Source organism: Mycolicibacterium neworleansense (assembly GCF_001245615.1).
Lineage (GTDB): Bacteria > Actinomycetota > Actinomycetes > Mycobacteriales > Mycobacteriaceae > Mycobacterium > Mycobacterium neworleansense.
Genome location: NZ_CWKH01000002.1, coordinates 518,596 through 538,669, shown reverse-complemented (window position 1 = coordinate 538,669; position 20,074 = coordinate 518,596). Strand labels below are relative to the sequence as shown.

Genomic DNA, 20,074 nt, shown 5'->3' with positions numbered 1-20,074 from the left:
CGGCCGGCCGCTACTGCGGCGGAGGCGGCGGAGCCGTCTCGCACTCGGCGAGCATCGGCGTGGAGAAGTTGACCGATCCGACACCGCCGAGGGTCATGCCGTTGTCGGCGAGCGTCATCGTCGTGGTGTAGCGGCAGGTCTGATTCACCGTCAGGCCGGTCAAGAATTCGACGTCGTAGGTGTAGAGGAACGACCGGACCAGCTGGTTCGGATCCCACGGCACATCAAGGGCGAAACCCAAGGACGACGCGGACAAGGCGTTGAGCAAGCGCGGGCCGACCTCACCGATACCTGGTGTGAGGTAGAACGGTGCGCCGTCCAGCTTCGTGCCGGACACGCTGACGCTTCTGATCCGGTAGCCGGTGGTGCCGGACGGGATGAGTGGGCCGCGCCTGATGTTCGTGCTGAACAGGATTGAGTAGTTCGTGCCGCCGACGATCGCGGTCGTGCTGAAGCTGGTCGAGGTGAACTCCTGCGGCAACTGAGCCGCGCAGTTGCCGACCTTGCCGGCTGGGTCACCACATTCCTGAGGTGCCGCCAGGGCAACCGGCGCAATGACGGCGGCTCCGATGATCGGCACCGTGACGGCGGCGCCGCGGATGAACGTGCGTCGGGAGAACGCACTTCCTGAACGATTCGTCATTGGTCTTCCTCCTTGTTCGCTCGTGCCTTCTTTGTATCCAAATTCGAAGCTACAAGGGTGACCACTGCTTTGGCGGCGATTGCCGCTACCGGAACGAGCCTGCCCCGCCGTCGACGAGCAGCGTCTGACCGGTGAGATAGGTGGAGTCGTCTCCGAGCAGGAAAGCGACGACGGCACCGATGTCGTTGGTGGGATCGCCGATTCGCTTGAGCGAGGTGCTTCTGACCACCGCGTCGTACTGCTTGGGCGCCATGTCGCGCAGCACTTTCAGGCCGTCGGTTTCGGCGAGCGGGCAGACCACGTTGACACGGATCCCGTCGACTCCCCATTCCAGGGCGGCGACTTTGGACATGCCGCGGATGGCTTCCTTGGCACCGGCGTACGCGCCGAAGGAGTGCGTGCCGACCGTGCCCGCGGCCGAACCCAGGTTGACGATGGATCCGCCGCCTTTGGCCATGACCGGGTGAATCGCCTGCATGAGCCGGAAAGTGGCGCGTGGTCCGGTGTCGTGGACCCGCTCGTACTCCTCGGCGGGGATGTCGACGAACGGAATGGGTCCGGCGCTGGCCACGGCGTTGTTGACCAAGCCGTCCACAGTTCCGAATGCGTCGAGCGCGGCGCCGACGATGTTCTGGGCACTGCCGGCGTCACGCAGGTCTGCTACCACGGCTGCGACATCGAATCCGGCTTCGATGAATTCGGCTGTGGTGTTTGCCAATAGGTCATCGAGGATGTCGGTCACCAGGACACGGGCCCCGCGGGAGAGCAGGGCGGTGGCGATGCCTTTACCGACACCACGGGCCGCCCCGGTGACGATCACGGCGTGGCCGTCCAAGGAGTGCGGATGGCTGTAAGCGGACATGGCGTTGCCTTTCTGGAGTCGACCAGAGCGAAAGCTCACACTCGGGTTGACTGCCGTGTGAACAGCTCCTTACTGAACGGATACGGGCGGGAAACTGTATCGGCGGGGCGCACTGCCACCGTATCCGGATGACGGTAGACCCTGTGGATCCACTCTGGCGTCGGCCGTTGGCCGTGCCTGCTCCGGTGGTGAACCTGGCTCCGCGAGCCAGCGCCGACGTACGCCAGGCGCAGGCGTTCATCGCGATGCTCGAAGATGAGATGGCCGACCTCCAGTCACAATTGGCGCGGATCGAACGGCGCGTCAGTGCGGGCCGGCCGGGAGCCCTCCGCCATCAGGATGCGGTGGTCGCGCGAGTCAACGAGGTGAGGCGCCTGCTGGACGCGCTCATCTTCCGTTTTCCTTCCGCCTGAGCTTCCAGTCGCCGATCGCGTCGAGGCGTCGGCGCTGCTGAGATGCGGCGGCGGTGTCCAGGCCGTGTCGGCGCTGTTCGAGGTTGTCGATGACGCGCTCGCGGTGTTCGACGGGGTTGGCGTCGTCGTACTTGAACTTGGCGTCCACCCGCAGCACCTCCAGGCGTATGCCGCGAATCCCGGGCAGCATGCGTCCGTAGGGGTCTTCGCCGACGGCGACGTTGGCGTGGCGGCCCTCGGGCTGGAAGTCGGCAAGTTGTGCGGCCAGAATACGGGCCTTGCCCTCTGCATCGTCGAGAATTGTTGGGCGGCAGATGAACTGGACTGATGAGTAATAGCTCGTCGGCACCCCGTCCTCGTCGGGGCCGCCCGCTTTGGCGCGCCAGTAGGTGGGGATGTAGGCGTAGTCGCCGATCACGCTCAGGCGCACCTCGATGGCGGCTTCCAGGTGCGGCCAGACCGGGTTGGGCCGGGCCAGATGCAAGAGCAGCTCGGGGCCGGCGTGGGTGAAGTGGGTCGGCACCATCAGCGGCGCGGCGGCCGGGTCGACGTTGTTGACACCCAGAATGCCGAATCGGTCGGTGCCGGCCAACCAGTTCTGCCATTCGTCCTCGTCGAGCGCGGCATCCCATGGGTGGATCAACATGTCAGTCTCCTTGGCGTCGTTGGACGGTGCCGACGCCGGGTTCGAACACCGTCAGGGCGAACCGGGCGTGGGTGTCGTGGGGATTGGCGTATGCGTGGTCCACATCGCCGGGGAAGGTCAGGGCGTCGCCGGTTCGCAGGGCGATCACCCGGCCGTCCACCTCGACGTCGATCGCGCCCTCGAGCACGTGAATCAGTTCCTCGGTGCCGGCGGCGTGTGCCTCGCTGGCGTGGCGGTCACCGGGGCCGAGCGCCCAGTCCCATAATTCGACGACGTCGGGCGGGGTGGTGCCGGCGACCAGCACGCCGCGTCCGCCGGCCTCGCCGGTCCACAGCTGCGCGCCGTCCCCGGCGCGGGTGACCTTCACCGGGCGGGTCTCCGGCGGCTCGACCAGGGCGGGCAGTCCGACACCGAGCGCATCGCTGAGCCGAAGCAGCGTCCCGACACTGGGGTTGACCTCGCCGTGTTCGACGCTGACGACCATGCGCCGGCTGACCGATGCGGCGGCCGCGAGCTGATCCAGTGTCCACCCCCGGGCCGTGCGCTCCTGTTTCACACGGGTACCGATCGCGGTGGCCAGCTTGGCCGCGGCCTCGTCCATGAGTGCAATATAACGCACTACTAGTGCAGCCTGTGTGGAAACGAGTATCCGCCTACGCGTGTGCCGACCGGGCGCAGGGAAAAGACTGGTTGCAGCGATAACCCGACGTCCACGAGGTAGCCGTCATGTCGAACGTGTTCCTGGAACCTGACCACCGCCGGCTGGTTCGCCGCGTCGCTGCGATCACCGAAGGCGACCTGACCTCCACTCAGATCAGCAAGGTCGTCGATGGCGATCTCGACCTGCTCAAGAACCTCCCCCAATCCGGCAAGGACAAGGTGGCCGCTCTGCTCAAGCCGCAGATGCGGGATCAGCTGCGGAAGATCATCGGGCCGACGACCGATTTCGTGCCGATCTGCTTCATCGACAGGGCGGGGCTGTCCGCGCGCGCGGTGGCGCGCGTCATTGACGGAAAGCGCCGTCCTCTGGGCACCGGCGTCATGGTGTCTCCGCGATTGTTCATGACCAACAACCACGTCATCGCGGAGGCGCAGAGTGCCGCCTCGACGTCGATCCAGTTCAACTACCAACTCGACATCGACGATGTGCCGGCACCGGTGACCGAGTTCGGGCTCGACCCGGAAACCTTCTTCTGGACCAGCCCGGAAGACGAACTCGACGTCTCGCTGATCGCTGTCGGCCCTCGCACCGCAGGCGACGGAAACCTGTCCGACTTCGGTTGGACCGCACTGTCATCGGCGCTGGACAAACACGCCGAAGGTGACCACGTCACGATCATCGAACATCCCGATGCCGACTACAAGCAGATCGCCCTACGCGAGAACCGGGTGATGGGCCGAGGTAAGAAGGGCGCCACCCTCTACTACGCCGCCGATACGCTGCACGGCTCCAGCGGCAGCCCGGTGTTCAATGATCAATTCGTTCTGGTGGCCCTGCATCATGCCGGCGGCGGTCGCAATGACACCGAGCTCGAAGACGGGCGGCCCGTCCCGGAAGAATGCAATGAGGGTATCCGGACCAGCGCGATCGTCGATGCCCTCCGTGCCCGCCACGACCAATTGCCTTCCGCCCTGAGGGATTTACTGGCGGAAGCGCTCAATCCCCCGGCGGCCGGAACACCGTTGGAAGTCACCGCGGCCGCGGCCGTCATCGACGACGTGTCGAACCCGGCGCAACCGTCGGTCCTCGAACGCAACGACGCACCCAACCCGGACTACAGCAATCGATCCGGCTACGATCCGGATTTCCTGTCCAAAGCCGTTGCAGTCCCGGTCATCCCGACGAAGCTGCTGGCGAAGTGCGCTGTTCCTGACGGGCTCAAACGCTCGACGGCCAATGTGGTGCTGCGCTACCACCACTTCAGCCTGGTGATCCGCGCCGACCGTCGGATGCCACTGTTCACCATCGTCAACATCGACGGCCGCCGGTTGCGCAAGATCAAACGCGAGACGGGAGAGGTCGAGGCCGTCGAAACGTGGTACACCGACCCGCGCCTGCATCCGGAACTCCAGCTCGATCAGGATGTGTTCGAACGACAGAAGCCGCGATTGTTCGACCGCGGGCATATGGTGCGCCGCCTCGACCCGGCGTGGGGCAGTGCGGTGGCCGCCAAACAGGGGACCGATGACACCTTCCACTTCGCCAATTGCTGCCCGCAGATCTCGGCGTTCAACCAGCATCTGTGGGCGCGCATCGAAAACTATGCACTGGTCAATGCCGGCGCCGAGAAACGACAGATCACCGTCATCACCGGGCCGGTGTTCGGTGGCAACGACCCGCTGTACCGAGGCGTCAACGTGCCGCGACAGTTCTGGAAGATCGTCGTGCGGGTCAGCGCCGCGGATGGCGACCTCCGGGCCACGGCGTTCTTGGCCGATCAGAACGCGGCATTGGATGCGGCCTTCGGATCCGGCACTGAATCCTTCACCGACATCGACAAAGTGGTGATGTTCCAGAAATCCGTTGCCGACATCGAGCGCTTGTCCGGGCTGTCGTTCGGCGTTCTGCGCGATCACGACACCATGACGGTGGGGCTGAAGACCATTGCGCCCCCGCTGAGCTCGCTGGATGAGGCAGGTTGGTGAAGGTACCGCTTTGGACTTGAGGGTCCATTTTTCTCGAGTCACGCTCGTGGGGTAAAAGCGCGTGACTGGAGGTGTGCAGTGAATCTCGGGGAATTCGGTGTCTGGCAACCGTCCTATGCCACCACACCCGAAATGGCCAAGCGGATCGAGGATCTGGGCTACACCGCCTTGTGGTTGGGTGGCCCGGAGCCGGATCTGTCGGGGATCGACGAACTGCTGGCCGCCACGGACCATTTGGTGGTGGCCAGCAGTATCTACAACGTCTATCGCGGTGACGCGGCCACCTTGACGGCGGCGTACCGGCGGATCGAGAGGTCGTACCCGGACCGCCTGCTGCTGGGCCTCGGAGTGGGCCACCCTGAGCAGGTTGACCACTACCGGAGCCCGATGGCCACTCTGAACGGGTTCCTCGATGCGCTCGATGAGCACGGGTTGCCCCGCGAGAAGCGGGCGCTGGCCGCGCTCGGCCCGAAGATGCTCGCCCTGGCGGCCGAGCGTGCGGCCGGTTCGGTGCCCTACCTCGTCACGCCCGAGCACACCCGCCTCGCGCGGTCGGCGTTGGGACCCGGGCGGATCCTCGCGCCGGAACAGAAGGTGGTCCTCGAATCCGACCCCGAACGGGCCCGGGCCCTCGCGCGTCCGCGGATCAAGCATCCATACCTCGGATTGGTGAACTACACCAACAACTTACGGCGACTCGGCTTCACGGACGAGGATCTGGCCGGCGACGGTAGCGACCGCTTGATCGACCAGCTCGCCGTTCACGGCGACGCGGTGACGGTCGCGCGCGGATTGCGCGAGCACCTGGCGGCCGGGGCGAATCACGTGCAAATCCAGGTGGTGGGCCAACGTTCGGCGCCGCACCCGAAGATGCCGGAGGTTCTGCTCCAGGTGTATGACGACGACGCGTTCGGAATGTACGAATCCCTCGCCGTTGCTTTGGGAATCGCGCCGCGGTGACCGGTCTCAGCGGGTGGTGGCGCCGGCGCCCTGCCACACCGTGTCGAACGGTGCGTTACCGCCGATACGGTCGACGATGCCCGCGGTGGTGAACTCCTTGGCCCGCTGGACCGCCTCGGCCACATCGGACCCCTTCGCCAGCGCGGCGGTAATCGCCGCTGCCAGAGTGCATCCCGCGCCGGCGACGCGCTCGTGTCCGACCTTCGGTGCGCGCACGATCTCCGCGTCGGTGCCGTCGAAGAGCACATCGACGGCGTCGTCGCCGGGAAACTCCACACCACCCTTGACCACGACGTAGGACGGGCCGAGATCGGCAATGCGTCGGGCCGCTTCGACAAGGTCGTCGATCGAGGACAGGTCATCCATCCCGGCGAGCGTGCGGGCCTCGAACAGGTTCGGGGTGACGACCGTGGCCAGCGGCAGGATCTGGCGGCGCAGGGCCGTATCGGTGTCGAGCGCGGCCCCGGGTTCCTGGCCTTTGCAGATCAGGACGGGGTCGACGACGATGTGCCGCCAGGGCTGACGCGCCAGGGCGGCGGCGACCACATCGATCGTTGCGGGGGTGCCCAGCATGCCGATCTTGACGACGTCGAGGTCGTAGGCCGCGGTCGCCGCCTCGATTTGATCAGCGATGACCTGCGGGTCGACCGGCACGAATCGGTGTCCCCAGTTCGCCTTGGGGTCGAACGACACGATGCAGGTCACGGTGCCCACGCCATAGGTACCGAACTCTTGGAAGGTGCGCAGGTCCGCCTGCAGGCCGGCGCCGCCGGTGGCTTCGGATCCGGCAATGACATACGAGAGGTCGACCACGTGGGTGAGCGTACGCCTGACCTACGAGCCCCCCATGGACTCGGCGGATACTGGAGGACGCTGCTGCGATCTTCAAAGGGGATGACAATGGCCCGTCAACGTGCATTCGCCCAGGTCGATGTGTTCTCACGAACCCCGTACCTGGGCAATCCGGTCGCTGTCGTGGTGGATGGTGAGGGGCTGGATGAGGTTGCGATGCAACGCCTTGCGCGTTGGACCAACCTGTCGGAGACCACGTTCGTACTGCCCCCGACCAATCCCGAGGCCGACTACCGTCTGCGCATCTTCACCCCGGGCAGCGAGCTGCCGTTCGCCGGGCACCCCACCCTCGGGTCCGCGCATGCCTGGCTTGGGCAGGGTAATCAACCTCGGCGTGAGGGTCATGTCGTGCAGGAGTGCGGTGCCGGTCTCGTGGAGATCCGGCAACGCGACGCGGAGCTGTACTTCCAGGCGCCGCCGACGCTGCGATCCGGACTTCTCGCGGACGATTACCTGGATCAGCTCGTCGACGCATTCGGACTGGCGCGCGCCGACGTCCTCGCGCATCAATGGGTGGACAACGGGCCCGGTTGGTCGGTGCTCGTGTTGGGCAGCGCGCGGCAGGTGCTCGAATTGGAGCCTGATCTGGCCCGGATTCCCACGGCCATGGTCGGTGTCGTCGGTGCTTATCCGGCCGGATCCGAGCACGACTACGAGATGAGGACGTTCGCGCCCGCGGTCGGCGTTCCCGAGGATCCGGTGTGCGGCAGCATGAATGCCTCAGTGGGGCAGTGGCTGACGAGTACCGGTGCCGCTCCGGCGAAGTACCGGGTATCTCAGGGCGCGCGGCTCGGCAGGGCAGGTGAAATCAGCGTGATGGCCGAATCCGACGGGTCGGTCTGGGTCGGTGGCATCACCACCACCTGCTTCCAAGGAACTGCGACGCTCTAAATCGCGTGCGCGGAAACCGCCGGCGCCACCCAATCGCGCAGGTAGGCACGCAATCCGGCGTCGTGGCGTGATGGGCCACCGGGGTCGATGATGAACGACTGCAGGGTACGCAACATGAACTCGACCAGCTGATCGAGCAGCTCGCCGTCGAAACCTGCTGAAGACCAGTCGATGTCGAACCGCTGCAGGATCGACTTGCCGAATTCGATGGCGAGATCTGAGGTGACACCGGCGGTGAAGGCACTGGCCTTGCCGGGCTGCAACACCAGACTGAGATAACGGTCATGTGCGATCTGCTCGAGGGTGTAGGCGATGCCCTCGACGACGGCCTCGCTCGGGTCGGTGATCGAACCCAGATCTGCGGCCAACCGATCGAGGAAGCCGTCCACCGACGACAGGGCAGTGGCGCCCAGAAGGCTCTCCTGCGTGGGGAAGTAGCGGTAGACCGTCTGACGGGTCACTCCGAGAGCCTGCGCCACCTCGGACACGCTCACCGTGCCGCGAGCGTCGATGGCCTGGCGGGCCACGCCGATGATGCGGCCGACGGCTTCGTCGTCGTCGGCGGGAATGTCTCCCGACCAGCCGTGCCTGCGCATCCGTCGATGGTCGCACAATGGACGATCAGATCTTGACAATACAGTTGATGCTCGTTGTATGGTCAAACCATGACCGTCAGCCCAGTGAGCAGCACCGATGAGGAATTGACCCGCCGCGCCCTGCGGCATGCCGTCGAGGGGACGACGGACATGGCGGAGGCGGTGCTCAAGGTGCCGCTGCACTACTACCGCGATCCCAAGATCACCGAGATCGAGGAATCCCAGATCCTGCGCCGCGTCCCGCTGGCGATCGTGCCGTCGGCCCAGATCCGGCAGAAGAACGACTTCGTGGTCCGCTCGGTACTGGGGGACTCCCTGTTGGTCACCCGGGACCGCGCCGGAGCTGCCCACGTGTTCCTCAACTATTGCCGTCACCGCGGCGCCATGCCGGCCTGCGGTTCGGGCAACGCGTCCCGGTTCGTCTGCCCATATCACGCCTGGACCTACCGCAACACCGGCGAGTTGTTCATGGTCCCGGGCAAGGCGGGCTTCGACACGATGGACACCGCGGACTACGGCCTGGTCGAGCTGCCGTCCGAGGAGCGCCACGGCTTCATCTGGGCGGTTCTGACCGCGGATGCCGCCATCGACCTCGACGCCCATCTCGGTGAACTCGGACCGGAACTGGCGCAATGGAATTACGACACGTACGGCTATCACACCGACCGCGAGTTCTCCTCAGAGGTGTCGTGGAAGGGTGCACTCGAGGCGTTTGCCGAGGGCTATCACTTCCCGTTCGTCCACGGCGAGAGTCTGATCGGGCAGAACACCTTGCCGAACACCGCGATCTACGACGAGTTCGGCAAGCATCACCGCATCGGCTTCCCGTTCAACTGGATCAAGAACCTGACCGACGATCCGAGCGCCTCGTTCGACCCGTCGGCGAACATGGGCGTCATCTACTGGGTCTATCCCAATCTGATCCTCGCGAACAGCCCGGTCGGCGTGGAGATCATCGACATGCTGCCCGAGGGTGAACCCACCCGCTGCACGGTTCGGCACAGCTGGATGGGCCGGATTCCGGCCACGAACGACGACATGCGGGCCGCCTACGACGCGGTCTACGAAGGCGTTCACGCCGCGGTGCGCGACGAGGATTTCGCGATGCTCCCGCAGTGTGGGGAAGGAGTCCGCCACGGTCAACACGACCATATGATCATCGGCCGCAACGAGATTGCGGTGCAGCACATGATCAAGGTCTTCGCCCAGGAGTTGGGAGTGGCCCTGGCCTAGCCCGATGTCTCACTTGCCGGGCAGGGTCCGCATCGCCTGCAGGGTGATGCCGGGCACCGTCCTCGCCAGGTCCGGTCGTTGCTTGCCGAAGGCCCGCATCGTCCGGTAGAAGGACCAGACCTGGCGGGGGCTGGGGACTTTCGGTACCCAGGCCAGCTCCCAGTGAATGCCGTTGATCGGATCGTCGAAGAACACCGCGTAGTAGCCGGGCCAATACTGCGGGTACTCCGTCGGCTCATCGGTGACCGCGATGCCCCGGGGGATCAGGAAGTCGCGATGAAAGCGGTCCACTTCCTTGCGGTTTCGGGCCCACAGCGCGACGTGGTTGATGCCGACGGCCTGGTCGGCATGGGTGAGCTTCTCCCCGGTATGCGCAGGCTGGATGCCAATATAGCTGTGCGGGTTGATGAATCGCGTCATGTAGTAGATCGACTGGTACTCCATGTTCAGTGACGAGAAGCTGCTGAACCCCAGCCAGCCGAACATCGCGTCGTAGAACGCGATCGACTCGTCGTAATCCAAGACCGCGAACTCGACATGACTTACTCCGCGCCACCGCATCGTGCCCCCTGGGAGTCGACTACTACCGAATGTAGTACGCCACGGGCGCGCTGTGAAGCTGCCGGTCACGTACTGAGCTTGCGGTCCTTGCGTCCACGCCCTGACGTCGATTTCCGCTGTGCCGGGGCGGCGGCCTGATCCAGTTGCAGGATGGCCGCGTCGATCAGGCTGCGCAGGATCTCATCGGTGCTGAAGGAGCTCAGCCACAGGTGGGGGGTATCGGTGCGGTGCAGCATCGCCACGCCGTGCACAGCGACCGACAGGGCCGCGGCGATCCGATCGGCTTCCAGTGTCGGTGGGGCCTGTGGGTCGTCGCCGCGGCAGGCCAGCAGCCCTCGGGTGACGATCGCCAGTGCTTGCCGGGCCGCGGGCGAGGTGTCGGTGATCTGGCTCATCAGCGCGTAGCGCAGCGGGTGGCGCTCGGCGAATGACACGTAGGTCTGGCAGCCGAGAAACAGCCGCTCGCGCGGGGGCCGGCTGCCGGTGCGGTGTTCGGCGATCTCCTCGGACACTTGTGTCCAACTCGCCTCGGCCACCGCGTCCAGCACGCTGTCGCGGTCCTCGAAGTGCGCGTAGACCGAGGGGGCGGCGATGCCGGCCTCTCGGGCGATGCTGCGCAGCGACACCTCGGCCTCACTTTGCGCGGCGTCGATGACGCGGATCGCCGCCGCCAGGATCTCCTCGCGCAGAAGAGCGCCCTGACCACGCAGATTGCGTCGGCGAGGGGCGGAGACCATGCATGTATGCTAACACGTGTTAGGTTAACTGACCGGTTGTCGCGCCGATGACCACTATAGGTTGTTCCCCTCGATTTGGGTGGCGTTGACCCCCCGTGTCAAAACCGTTGTGGCCAAACCTGTTACCGACCTCCTTGCCTATGCGTGTCCTGGGTCGGAGTCTGCACGGCTCAACTTTACAGCTGTTTCCTTATGGTTGTAAGGTCAGCGTTCATGTTGGGTGCGGTAACGCGAAAAACGTCTGGGTGCAGGCCATGAAGACACTGGTGAGCGGGCTGGCGCGGATGTGGATTCTGCTGGTGATCGTCGTGGTGGTCGGTGCCGGCGCGTTCATCATCAACCGGTTCCACGGGGTGTTCGGCACGCAGCGAACGGCCGGCGGCGACGCCCGGGTGGAGAACATCGTCTCGACCGTGCCCAAGTACGTGACCTACGAGGTGTACGGACCGGCGGCCACGTCGGGGATGGTCAGCTACATCGACGAGCACGCGCAGGCGCAGGAGGTCCGGTTCGACGCCCTGCCGTGGACTCTGACCCTGACCACGACCGTGCCGAGCGTGTTCGCCAACGTCGTCGCACAGGGCGACAGCGGTGCCCTTGGCTGCCGCATCACCGTCAACGGCGAACTGCGGGACGAGCGCACCGCCGACGGATACACCGCCACCACAAGCTGTTTGGTGAAGGCGGCATGAGCGGGCGCCGCAGCGTCGACGGCGCCCGTCCGCCGCTCTACCCGCGGCTGGTTCGCACCCTTTCGGTGCCGATCATCCTGTTCTGGCTGGCGTCCACCATCGCGGTCAGTGTGCTGGTGCCGCAGCTGGAGATCGTCGGCAAGGACAACGCCGTCTCTCTGTCCCCGCAGGACGCACCTTCGGTGATCGCCATGAAGCACATCGGCGAGAAGTTCGACGAGTTCAACTCCGACAGCGCACTGATGGTGGTGCTGGAGGGTGACGAGCCGCTCGGCGACGCCGCCCGCGGGTACTACGGCGAACTCGTGGCCAACCTGGAACGCGACACCGAGCACGTCCAGCACGTTCAGGATTTCTGGGGCGACCGCATCACCTCCGCCGGGTCGCAGAGCGAGGACGGCAAGGCCGCCTATGTCCAGGTGAACCTCGCCGGAAACCAGGGCTCCACCCAGGGCGTCGAATCCGTCGACGCGGTCCGCGAGATCGTCGAACGCACCGAAGCGCCACCGGGTATCCGGGCCTACGTCACCGGGCAGGCCGCGCTGGTCGCCGACACCAATGAAGCCGGCGACAAGAGCATGGTGAAGATGACCGGCGTGACGCTCGCCGTCATCGCGATCATGCTGCTGGTGGTCTACCGCTCGTTCGGGGCCATGTTCATCGCGCTGCTGGTCGTGCTCACCGAGATGAGCATGGCGCGGGGGCTGATCGCCGTGCTCGGCTCCGTGCACGCCTTCGGTCTGTCGACCTTCGTGGTCAGCATCCTCACCGCGCTGGCCATCGCGGCGGGCACGGACTACTGGATCTTCCTCGTCGGCCGCTACCACGAAGCCAGAAACTCCGGTGAAGACCGCGAAACCGCCTACTACACCACGATTTCCGGTGTCACCCATGTCATCACCGGCTCCGGGCTGACCATCGCCGGGGCGATGCTGTGCCTGCATTTCACGCGGCTGAACTACTTCAACACGCTGGCCGTCCCGTGCGCGCTGGGCATGCTGGTGATCCTGGTGATGGCGTTGACCTACGCGCCGGCGGTGCTGGCGTTGTGTGTGCGATTCGGTTGGCTGGATCCCAAGCGGGCCACCAAGACCCGTGGCTGGCGGCGAGTCGGCACGGCAGTCGTGCGCTGGCCGCTGCCGATCCTGGCCGCTGCCACGGCGGTCGCGCTCATCGGCGTGCTCGCCCTGCCCGGGTACCGGACAAACTACGACAACCGGCACTACGTTCCCGCCGACGTCCCGTCGAATATCGGGCACGCCGCCGCCGAGAAGCATTTCTCTTCGGCCCGAATGAATCCCGACATGCTCATGGTCGAGGTCGGCCACGATATGCGCAACCCGCGCGACATGCTCGTGCTGGACCGCATCGCCAGGAACATTTTCCGGGTGCCGGGTATCGCGCGGGTGCAGAGCATCACCCGCCCGCTCGGCCCGCCGATGGAGCACGGCTCGGTGCCATTCCAGGTCAGCGCGCAAGGGGTGGCGATGCGGGAGAACCTGCAGTTCTTGCGGGCCAGACTGGACGACACCTTGAAAATGACCGATCACCTCGGCGAGATGATCGCGATCATGCAGCACCTGCACGACCTGAGCGTGCAGCTGGCCGATGCGACCCACAGCGCGGTCGGTGCCACGCACGACATGGAGGCCACCATGGCCGAACTGCGGGATCAGGTCGCCGATTTCGATGACTTCTTCCGCCCGCTGCGCAACTACTTCTACTGGGAACCGCACTGCTTCAACATCCCGGTGTGCCACGCCCTGCGGTCGGTTTTCGACGCCACCGACGGATTCGACAAACTGGCCGACGACACCAAGTCGCTGGCCTCGGCGATGGACAAGGTCGACGGCCTGACGCCGCAGATCGCCGCACAACTGCCGCCGATGATCTCCATCTCCACCCAGGTTCGTGACCTGATGCTGACCCTGCACAGCACGTTCCGCGGGATGCTCATCCAGATGGAGCAGATGACCGACACCGCGTCAGCCATGGGGCAGACCTTCGACGAGGCCAAGAACGACGACATGTTCTACCTGCCGCCAGAGGCCTTCACCAGCCCGGACTTCCTGCGCGGTATGGAGCTGATGCTCTCACCCGACGGGAAGGCGGCACGGATCCTGATCACCCACGACGTGGATCCGGCCACGCTGGAGGGCATTTCGCATGTGGACGCCGAGTTGCTGGCCGCCAAGGAGGCCGTCAAGGGCACACCGCTGGCCGACGCGAAGTTCTATCTCGGGGGTACCGCGGCCACCTACAAGGACATTCAGGAAGGCGCGCATTACGACCTGTTCATCGCGGCCATCGCGGCGATCATCCTGATCTTCGTGGTCATGCTGTTGATCACCCGGGCATTGGTGGCCTCGATCGTGATCGTGGGTACCGTCGTGCTCTCGCTCGCCGCGTCGTTCGGCATGTCGGTATTGATCTGGCAGCACATCCTGGGCATCGAACTGCAGTGGCTGGTGATCGCGATGTCGGTGATCGTGCTGCTGGCCGTCGGCTCGGACTACAACCTGCTGGTGGTGTCGCGGATGAAGGAGGAACTCGGCGGCGGCATCAAGACGGGGCTGATCCGGGCGATGGGTGCCACCGGTGGAGTGGTGACCGCAGCCGGAATGGTGTTCGCCTTCACCATGATCTCGATGATCGCCAGCGATCTGCGCTCGGTCGGCCAGATCGGCACCACGATCGGTCTGGGGTTGCTGTTCGACACCTTCATCGTCCGGTCGTTGATCACACCGTCCATCGCGGCGCTGCTCGGCCGCTGGTTCTGGTGGCCGCTCAAGGTGCGCAGCCGACCGGTGCGCCCCAGTCGTGCTGTCCCGCAACCTGTTCCCGCACATGCCGGCGCCGGCGCGGGCGATGAGCCGACCGTGGAGATCCCGAAAGGAACCCCGTGACCGAGATACTCGCCCGCACCAGCCCATTCGCTGACCTGACCGCCTTGCGTGAACTCGGTCCGGACAGCTTCATCGCCTCCGTCGACCCGATGTGGACCATCGGGCCCAAGGTGCACGGCGGATGCATGATGGCGATCTGCGCGGCCGCCGCGCGTCGCTCCGTCCTCACCGCCGGCGGCAGCGCGGCGCTGCAGCCCATCGCGGTGAGCGCCAACTACCTGGCTGCCCCGGATCCCGGCGAGGTGCAGGTGAACACCAGCCTGCGCAAGCTGGGCCGACAGGTGTGCGCCGTGGATGTGCAGCTGTCGCAGGGCGATCGGGTTGCGGTGACGGCAGCAGTCACCCTCGGTCTGCTCGATGACGGCGACCCGCGGCATCAGGAGCCGCTGGCGTTGACGCAGATGGCGGCTGAGCCGACGGCCGATGCCGTGCATGTGACGCCGGATCATCCGATGGGGCAGATCGTCCATGTCGCGCAGGGCTGCGATCTGCGGGTGGACCCCTCGGCGGCGCTGTTCCTGGCCGGGCAGCAGGGCGATCCGGTCAACCGGATGTGGTTGCGGCCGTTCGCAGCCGACGAGGCCGATGCTGACACGGCATTGTTGTTCGCGCTGATGGCCGGTGACATCAGTGCTCCGGTGACGATGAACCGCGGAATGTTCGGCTGGGCCCCGACCGTCCAGCTGACGACGTATCTTCGTCGGCGCCCGGCCCCGGGTTGGCTACGCGTGAGGGCGAATTCGACGGTCATGGGCACGACCTGGTTCGAGGAGGATCACCTGATCCTCGATGCGACCGGTGCGGTCGTCGTGCAGAGCCGCCAGCTGGCGATGATCCCGAAGGGCGCCTGACGCCACCGGGTTCGAGTGATTGCTGCCAACGGCCGCTCAATTTCTGCCAGCGGAATTAACCGTGTCGAGCAGCGTGTTGTGAGAGCCAGACCGGGTAGGAATCCCCCGAACCGGTGGAGAGACGTCCGAACCGCGACTCCCACGCCACGGCTCGAACGCCCAGAAACGAAGGGCTTCGACATGAAGAAGTTTGGTTTTGCCGGCATCATCGCCACTGGTTTCGCCGCCGCCATCGTCGGCCTGGCCGCCCCGGCGCAGGCTGACATCACCCATCACCAGTGGGTGCACGACAACCAGCAGCACGCCAGCACCGGCGCCGTCACATCCATAGTGGGCAATGGCCGCTGATGCACGGCCGCTGATGCACGAAACAAGTGAGGGGCGCCCATCCGGGCGCCCTCACTTGTTGACTCGGTGTTTGTCAGGCCGACATCCGGCTCAGGCAGTCGGGCCCGCCGACGTAGACGATGCCGGACGGGTACGGTGCGGACGCCGCGCGCGCGATCGTCGTCGCCAACTGCCGGTCGGACATCACCTCACCGGACACCACGGTGAAATCGATGCCCCGCCGGTCGAATTCGGAACGCATGGCGTAGAGCGCGGTCTCACCGGCGCGCTTACTCGCGGCGATCGCCGCGTAGCCCTTCGGCACGGCCTTGTTCGGGAAGAAGTGGGCCTGGTGGCTGGTGACGAAAACGATCTGACCGCCCACCGGCATCAACGGCAGGGCCAGCTTGGCCAGCCGGCGTTGGGCATCGCGGTTCAGGCGCATCGCGTAGCCGGGGTCGGTCCCCAGCTCAAGCCCGGTCGATGCGTTGAGCACCAGGACATCGAGCCGGCCGAACTCGCGGCCCACCCGCTCGATCATGGCGGCGGCAGCAGCCTCATCGGAAATGTCGGCCCCGAGGGTGGAGGCGCGACCGCCCGCCCGGCGAATGGCGTCGACGACCGTGGTGGCGCGTTTGGCCTTCTCACGGTAGTTGACGATGACGTGGGTGTCCGGTCCGGCGAGCTGCTGAGCGACGTCGGCGCCGATACCCCGCGATGCACCGGTGACAAGAGCGATCCGGGTGGCTGCTGCAGGCTGCATGTCGGGTTCCTTTCCGTCACTGCCGAGGCGGCTGGGCCGAGATTGACCGGTGAGACCACGGTGGTGTGCCTGTGGTCACAACCGCCCTTGAGCACCCACCGTACACCAACTCTAAGAAAAATAAGATCCTTTTAAGGTCACGGTAAGGGCAATGTCGTGTCGCAAGTGTGTTGCTGACCCACCGCCCGTAACCTGGCTTCATGACTGGCCAACGGGTGCCCGGAGGGGTGGTGCACAAGTTGCCGGCGGACCTGCGTGAAGCCCTGATCGGCAATGCCACGGCGCTGGCCGCCTGGCAGGACATCACGCCGCTCGCGCGCAACGAGTTCATCTGCTGGGTCGAGGACGCCAAGCAGCAGGTGACGCGCGAGCGACGGATCCGCCGCACGCAGGAGGAGTTGGAGGAAGGTCAGCGGCGGCCGTGCTGCTGGCCCGGGTGCAAGCACCGCGAGCGCAACGGCAAGTAGGCCTGCGGTCTATCGGATCGACAGTCCGGTGATCGCCCTGGAGATGACCAGGCGCTGAATCTCGCTGGTGCCCTCGAAGATCGTGAAGATCTTGGCGTCGCGATGCATCCGCTCCACCGGGTAGTCGCGGGTGTAGCCGTTGCCGCCGAGGATCTGGATGGCCTCGTCGGTCACGTACACCGCGGTCTCACTGGCCACCAGCTTGGCCATCGAGCCCTCGGCGTTGTCGAAGGGCTGATTGTTGCGCGCCATCCAGCCGGCCCGCCACACCAGCATCCGGGCGGCGTCGATCCGGCTCTTCATGTCGGCGAGCTTGAATGCGACGGCCTGGAACTCACCGATCTTGCGGCCGAATTGCTCGCGCTGGCAGGCGTAGTCGAGGGCGTACTCGTAGGCGGCTCGGGCCACGCCGACCGCCATCGCGCCGACGCTGGGCCGGGTGCGCTCGAAGGTCTTCATCGCGGCCTGGCCACCGGCCGAGGCTCCGGACTTCACCCGCGCGATGCGTTCCTCGAACTTCTCGCGCCCGCCCAGGATGAGATCTTCGGGCAGGCGGACGTTGTCGAGCACCACCTCGGCGGTGTGCGAGGCGCGGATGCCGTGCTTCTTGAACTTCTGGCCCTGCGTCAGGCCGTGAGTTCCCGGCGGGATGATGAACGTGGCCTGTCCGCGGGAGCCGAGCTCGGGGTACACCGAGGCGACGACGATGTGGACGTTGGCGATGCCGCCGTTGGTAGCCCAGGTCTTGGTGCCGTTGAGAACCCACTCGCGGGTCGCCTCGTCGAAGCGAGCGCGGGTGCGGATGGCCCCGACGTCAGACCCCGCATCCGGCTCGGAGGAGCAGAAGGCGCCCAATTGGGGTTCGTCGGCGGTGCCGAACATGGGGAGCAGCCACTGGCCGATCTGCTCGGGAGTTCCGTTGCCCGCCAAGGCCGCCGCGGCCAGGCCGGTGCCCAGGATGGACAGCGCGATACCCGCGTCACCCCAGAACAGCTCCTCGAACACGGTCAGCATGCCCAGTCCGGTCGGTTCGGTGGTCTGCTGGGCGAACAGCTCGGGGGAGTACAGCCCGACCTTGGCGGCCTCCTGGATGACCGGCCACGGCGTCTCTTCACGCTCGTCCCACTCCGCGGCGGCCGGACGCACCACATCGGCCGCGAACTGGTGGACCCAGTCGCGGACCTCGATCACGTCGTCGCTCAGTTGCATGGAGAACGTCACAGTCGGGCTCCTGAAATATGTTGATGGTCAGTTGGTTTGAGAGCGGTGTTGCTTGATCATGCTGACGGTCTGGGTGACCCAGGCCTCGAAGAAACGTTCGTGGTCGACGTTGCCCGGCAAGCGCCCGGTCAGGGCCTGCAGAGTTGCCGCGTAGGACAGCCCGGCGATCGCGACGGCCGCGGTGGCCTCCGGATCGGGGATCTCGAATCGGCCCGAGCGATTGGATGCCGCCAGTTCGTCGGCGAATCGCTGATACGCGTTGTCAGTGATGACCTGCCACGTCTTCTCGTCGAGCTCCCCGAGTTCGTCAGGTTCACGCAGCATGACCCGCAGCAATTCCTCGCTCTGGGTCAGGTTGGTCCAGATCAATTGCCCGGCACTGCGAACCGCCTCTTCGACGGTCTTGGGATTGCCGGCGTCATACTGCTCGCGGGCACTGACGATGGCATCGATGCGGTGTGAGACGGCGGCCTCGAGCAGTTCCCGTTTCGAGCCGAAGTGCTTGTAGAGCGCGCCCGACCCCGGCGCCAGGCCGGCGGCCTGCTGAATGTGGGCGACCGACGTCGCGGCGTACCCCTTGGCGGCGAACAGCTTCAGTGCTGTGGCCAGGAGACGGTCCCGTCCGGTCGACATGGTGAGAGAGTACTCACTCACCAATCTGAGCTCCAAATTGCCCCCTGGAAGCCGCGGGATCGATAAGTTCGCCTGGACCGGGTCGGGGTGACGGGGGAGGCGTGACGATGGCAATGCTGACACGAAACGACAAGATTTTGTGTGGCACCTACGCGGTGATCGCGCTGATAGCGTTGGTCGCCACCTGGTGGAACAACATCGGTTTCTTCACCACCGAGAGCACCAGCCTGATCGATTTCTTCCAGAGCGGCTATGTGAACTACGCGTCGTCGTCACTGACGAATGATCTGCTGCTGTTCGGATTGGCCGCGTTCGTGTTCATGGTGGTCGAGGCTCGCCGAGTCGGCATTCCCAAGGTGTGGATCTATCTGGTGCTCAGTGCCGTCATCGCCGTCAGCGTGGCCTTCCCGCTGTTTCTGATCCGGCGGCAACTGGTGCTGGCAGCGGAGCGCAGTCCCAACCCCTCGACGACGTATTAGGTTCGCTCGCAGCTCAGTAGACCACGTCCTGAGCGGTCGACAGCCCGTTGTCGCACGTCACTGTGACGTGCCAGTTCGAGCCGGTAGGCGGCCCAGGCCGATCGATCCTTGCTTCCGCCGAGCCGTTGACCGCGAAGTTCACCACGTCGTTGTAGTTGACCAGAGCCGCCGCACCCGACACGGCAACGGCGTTATAGGTGCAACCCACCGTCGGGCGGTCGTTGTTGGCGATCGACGCGAAAGCCGATATCCCCTCGGGCCCGCCAGGACCGAACCACAACTTCAACTGCGGTGGCGGCGGCGGCGGGGGCGCCACGATGGCCTGTTGGGGTTCCTCGACAGGGGCGGGGCGGGGTGCCGCGCGTCGTGGTGCCGGTGCCTCCTCCGGTGCGGGTGCCGGTGGTGGCGCGGCCACCGGAGGCGGGGGTGCCGGTGCGGGTTCCCAATAATCGGTCGCAATGAGCGAGAAGCCCACCGACCACAGCGTGCTCGCCTGGGCTGAGCCGGCAGGCGTGGTGACCGGCTCACCCTGCGCCGAGATGACCGTTGCGGCCCCGGCTATCGCCGCGGCAGACCCACAAAGGATGCCTGCGCGGCGGTGCCACGGGGACCTGACGTAGGTCGGTGATGCTGTCCGGGGGCCATTGCCGGTGAACTTGGCGTCCATGGCTACTCCTTCGATCTGGTGGGCCCGC

Annotated in this window: 23 protein-coding genes; 11 read left to right on the top strand and 12 right to left on the bottom strand. The window is 65.7% G+C overall.

What is annotated here, in order from left to right; genetic code table 11:
• Window positions 1–10: 10 nt before the first annotated feature.
• The gene (locus BN2156_RS18285) at window positions 11–643 is read right to left on the bottom strand and encodes a hypothetical protein (protein ID WP_090516417.1); all 633 of its coding nucleotides are present in this window, start codon (window positions 641–643) and stop codon (window positions 11–13) included.
• An 85-nt stretch (window positions 644–728) separates the two neighbouring features.
• A complete protein-coding gene (locus BN2156_RS18280; protein WP_090516416.1) occupies window positions 729–1,505 on the bottom strand; it encodes an SDR family NAD(P)-dependent oxidoreductase in 777 nt (258 codons plus the stop codon).
• A 128-nt stretch (window positions 1,506–1,633) separates the two neighbouring features.
• Here BN2156_RS18280 and BN2156_RS18275 point away from each other — a divergent pair, with 128 nt between their 5' ends.
• Window positions 1,634–1,918 carry a hypothetical protein gene (locus BN2156_RS18275; RefSeq protein WP_090516415.1) on the top strand — a complete coding sequence of 95 codons (285 nt, stop codon included), beginning with the start codon at window positions 1,634–1,636 and terminating at the stop codon, window positions 1,916–1,918.
• Here the strand turns inward: BN2156_RS18275 and BN2156_RS18270 are convergent.
• Both BN2156_RS18270 and BN2156_RS18265 read right to left on the bottom strand, forming a co-directional pair.
• A complete protein-coding gene (locus BN2156_RS18270) occupies window positions 1,893–2,564 on the bottom strand; it encodes an FMN-binding negative transcriptional regulator (protein ID WP_090516414.1) in 672 nt (223 codons plus the stop codon). The genes BN2156_RS18275 and BN2156_RS18270 overlap by 26 nt on opposite strands.
• Before the next feature lies 1 nt (window position 2,565).
• Window positions 2,566–3,165 carry a helix-turn-helix domain-containing protein gene (locus tag BN2156_RS18265; RefSeq protein WP_090516413.1) on the bottom strand — a complete coding sequence of 200 codons (600 nt, stop codon included), beginning with the start codon at window positions 3,163–3,165 and terminating at the stop codon, window positions 2,566–2,568.
• Between the two features lie 125 nt (window positions 3,166–3,290).
• Between BN2156_RS18265 and BN2156_RS18260 the strand changes: the two genes are divergently transcribed.
• A complete protein-coding gene (locus BN2156_RS18260) occupies window positions 3,291–5,210 on the top strand; it encodes a DNA/RNA non-specific endonuclease (RefSeq protein WP_090516412.1) in 1,920 nt (639 codons plus the stop codon).
• Window positions 5,211–5,288: 78 nt separating this feature from the next.
• Window positions 5,289–6,170: an LLM class F420-dependent oxidoreductase gene (locus BN2156_RS18255; RefSeq protein WP_090516411.1), complete on the top strand. Its 882-nt coding sequence runs from the start codon at window positions 5,289–5,291 to the stop codon at window positions 6,168–6,170.
• A 6-nt stretch (window positions 6,171–6,176) separates the two neighbouring features.
• On the opposite strand, the gene thiD is transcribed toward BN2156_RS18255, so the two are convergent.
• Window positions 6,177–6,983 (bottom strand): bifunctional hydroxymethylpyrimidine kinase/phosphomethylpyrimidine kinase, encoded by an 807-nt coding sequence (gene thiD, locus BN2156_RS18250; protein WP_090516410.1) that lies wholly within the window; start codon window positions 6,981–6,983, stop codon window positions 6,177–6,179.
• Between the two features lie 87 nt (window positions 6,984–7,070).
• On the opposite strand from thiD, the gene BN2156_RS18245 reads away from it, so the two are divergent.
• Window positions 7,071–7,913 (top strand): PhzF family protein, encoded by an 843-nt coding sequence (locus tag BN2156_RS18245; protein ID WP_090516409.1) that lies wholly within the window; start codon window positions 7,071–7,073, stop codon window positions 7,911–7,913.
• Here the strand turns inward: BN2156_RS18245 and BN2156_RS18240 are convergent.
• Window positions 7,910–8,509 carry a TetR/AcrR family transcriptional regulator gene (locus BN2156_RS18240; protein ID WP_090516408.1) on the bottom strand — a complete coding sequence of 200 codons (600 nt, stop codon included), beginning with the start codon at window positions 8,507–8,509 and terminating at the stop codon, window positions 7,910–7,912. The genes BN2156_RS18245 and BN2156_RS18240 overlap by 4 nt on opposite strands.
• A gap of 69 nt (window positions 8,510–8,578) precedes the next feature.
• Here BN2156_RS18240 and BN2156_RS18235 point away from each other — a divergent pair, with 69 nt between their 5' ends.
• Window positions 8,579–9,742 (top strand): aromatic ring-hydroxylating oxygenase subunit alpha, encoded by a 1,164-nt coding sequence (locus BN2156_RS18235; RefSeq protein WP_090516407.1) that lies wholly within the window; start codon window positions 8,579–8,581, stop codon window positions 9,740–9,742.
• Window positions 9,743–9,751: 9 nt separating this feature from the next.
• On the opposite strand, the gene BN2156_RS18230 is transcribed toward BN2156_RS18235, so the two are convergent.
• Both BN2156_RS18230 and BN2156_RS18225 read right to left on the bottom strand, forming a co-directional pair.
• Window positions 9,752–10,303, bottom strand: coding sequence for a VOC family protein (locus BN2156_RS18230; RefSeq protein WP_090516406.1), 552 nt, complete (start codon window positions 10,301–10,303; stop codon window positions 9,752–9,754).
• Window positions 10,304–10,368: 65 nt separating this feature from the next.
• Window positions 10,369–11,040: a TetR/AcrR family transcriptional regulator gene (locus tag BN2156_RS18225; RefSeq protein WP_090516405.1), complete on the bottom strand. Its 672-nt coding sequence runs from the start codon at window positions 11,038–11,040 to the stop codon at window positions 10,369–10,371.
• A 254-nt stretch (window positions 11,041–11,294) separates the two neighbouring features.
• On the opposite strand from BN2156_RS18225, the gene BN2156_RS18220 reads away from it, so the two are divergent.
• From BN2156_RS18220 to BN2156_RS30900, 4 genes are all read left to right on the top strand, one after another.
• Window positions 11,295–11,732: an MmpS family transport accessory protein gene (locus BN2156_RS18220; protein ID WP_090517470.1), complete on the top strand. Its 438-nt coding sequence runs from the start codon at window positions 11,295–11,297 to the stop codon at window positions 11,730–11,732.
• A complete protein-coding gene (locus BN2156_RS18215) occupies window positions 11,729–14,638 on the top strand; it encodes an MMPL/RND family transporter (RefSeq protein ID WP_090516404.1) in 2,910 nt (969 codons plus the stop codon). The genes BN2156_RS18220 and BN2156_RS18215 overlap by 4 nt, the downstream gene beginning before the upstream one ends.
• Window positions 14,635–15,489, top strand: coding sequence for a thioesterase family protein (locus tag BN2156_RS18210; RefSeq protein ID WP_235625399.1), 855 nt, complete (start codon window positions 14,635–14,637; stop codon window positions 15,487–15,489). Before BN2156_RS18215 ends, BN2156_RS18210 begins: the two co-directional genes overlap by 4 nt.
• Before the next feature lie 180 nt (window positions 15,490–15,669).
• Complete coding sequence (locus tag BN2156_RS30900) at window positions 15,670–15,837, top strand: hypothetical protein (RefSeq protein WP_090516403.1); 168 nt, start codon at window positions 15,670–15,672, stop codon at window positions 15,835–15,837.
• 73 nt (window positions 15,838–15,910) lie between these two features.
• On the opposite strand, the gene BN2156_RS18200 is transcribed toward BN2156_RS30900, so the two are convergent.
• Complete coding sequence (locus tag BN2156_RS18200; protein WP_090516402.1) at window positions 15,911–16,579, bottom strand: SDR family oxidoreductase; 669 nt, start codon at window positions 16,577–16,579, stop codon at window positions 15,911–15,913.
• 200 nt (window positions 16,580–16,779) lie between these two features.
• Between BN2156_RS18200 and BN2156_RS18195 the strand changes: the two genes are divergently transcribed.
• On the top strand, window positions 16,780–17,046 hold the full coding sequence (locus tag BN2156_RS18195) for a YdeI/OmpD-associated family protein (RefSeq protein ID WP_090516401.1): 267 nt from the start codon (window positions 16,780–16,782) through the stop codon (window positions 17,044–17,046).
• A gap of 9 nt (window positions 17,047–17,055) precedes the next feature.
• Here the strand turns inward: BN2156_RS18195 and BN2156_RS18190 are convergent, their stop codons facing one another.
• Both BN2156_RS18190 and BN2156_RS18185 read right to left on the bottom strand, forming a co-directional pair.
• Window positions 17,056–18,267, bottom strand: a complete 1,212-nt coding sequence (locus BN2156_RS18190; RefSeq protein ID WP_090516400.1) for an acyl-CoA dehydrogenase family protein — start codon at window positions 18,265–18,267, stop codon at window positions 17,056–17,058.
• Between the two features lie 27 nt (window positions 18,268–18,294).
• Window positions 18,295–18,900: a TetR/AcrR family transcriptional regulator gene (locus BN2156_RS18185; RefSeq protein ID WP_090516399.1), complete on the bottom strand. Its 606-nt coding sequence runs from the start codon at window positions 18,898–18,900 to the stop codon at window positions 18,295–18,297.
• 107 nt (window positions 18,901–19,007) lie between these two features.
• Between BN2156_RS18185 and BN2156_RS18180 the strand changes: the two genes are divergently transcribed.
• Entirely contained in the window at window positions 19,008–19,379 is a 372-nt protein-coding gene (locus BN2156_RS18180) for a DUF2834 domain-containing protein (protein ID WP_210436668.1), read from the top strand.
• A gap of 13 nt (window positions 19,380–19,392) precedes the next feature.
• Here the strand turns inward: BN2156_RS18180 and BN2156_RS31030 are convergent, their stop codons facing one another.
• Window positions 19,393–20,046 carry a hypothetical protein gene (locus BN2156_RS31030; RefSeq protein WP_110811033.1) on the bottom strand — a complete coding sequence of 218 codons (654 nt, stop codon included), beginning with the start codon at window positions 20,044–20,046 and terminating at the stop codon, window positions 19,393–19,395.
• Window positions 20,047–20,074: the final 28 nt, after the last annotated feature.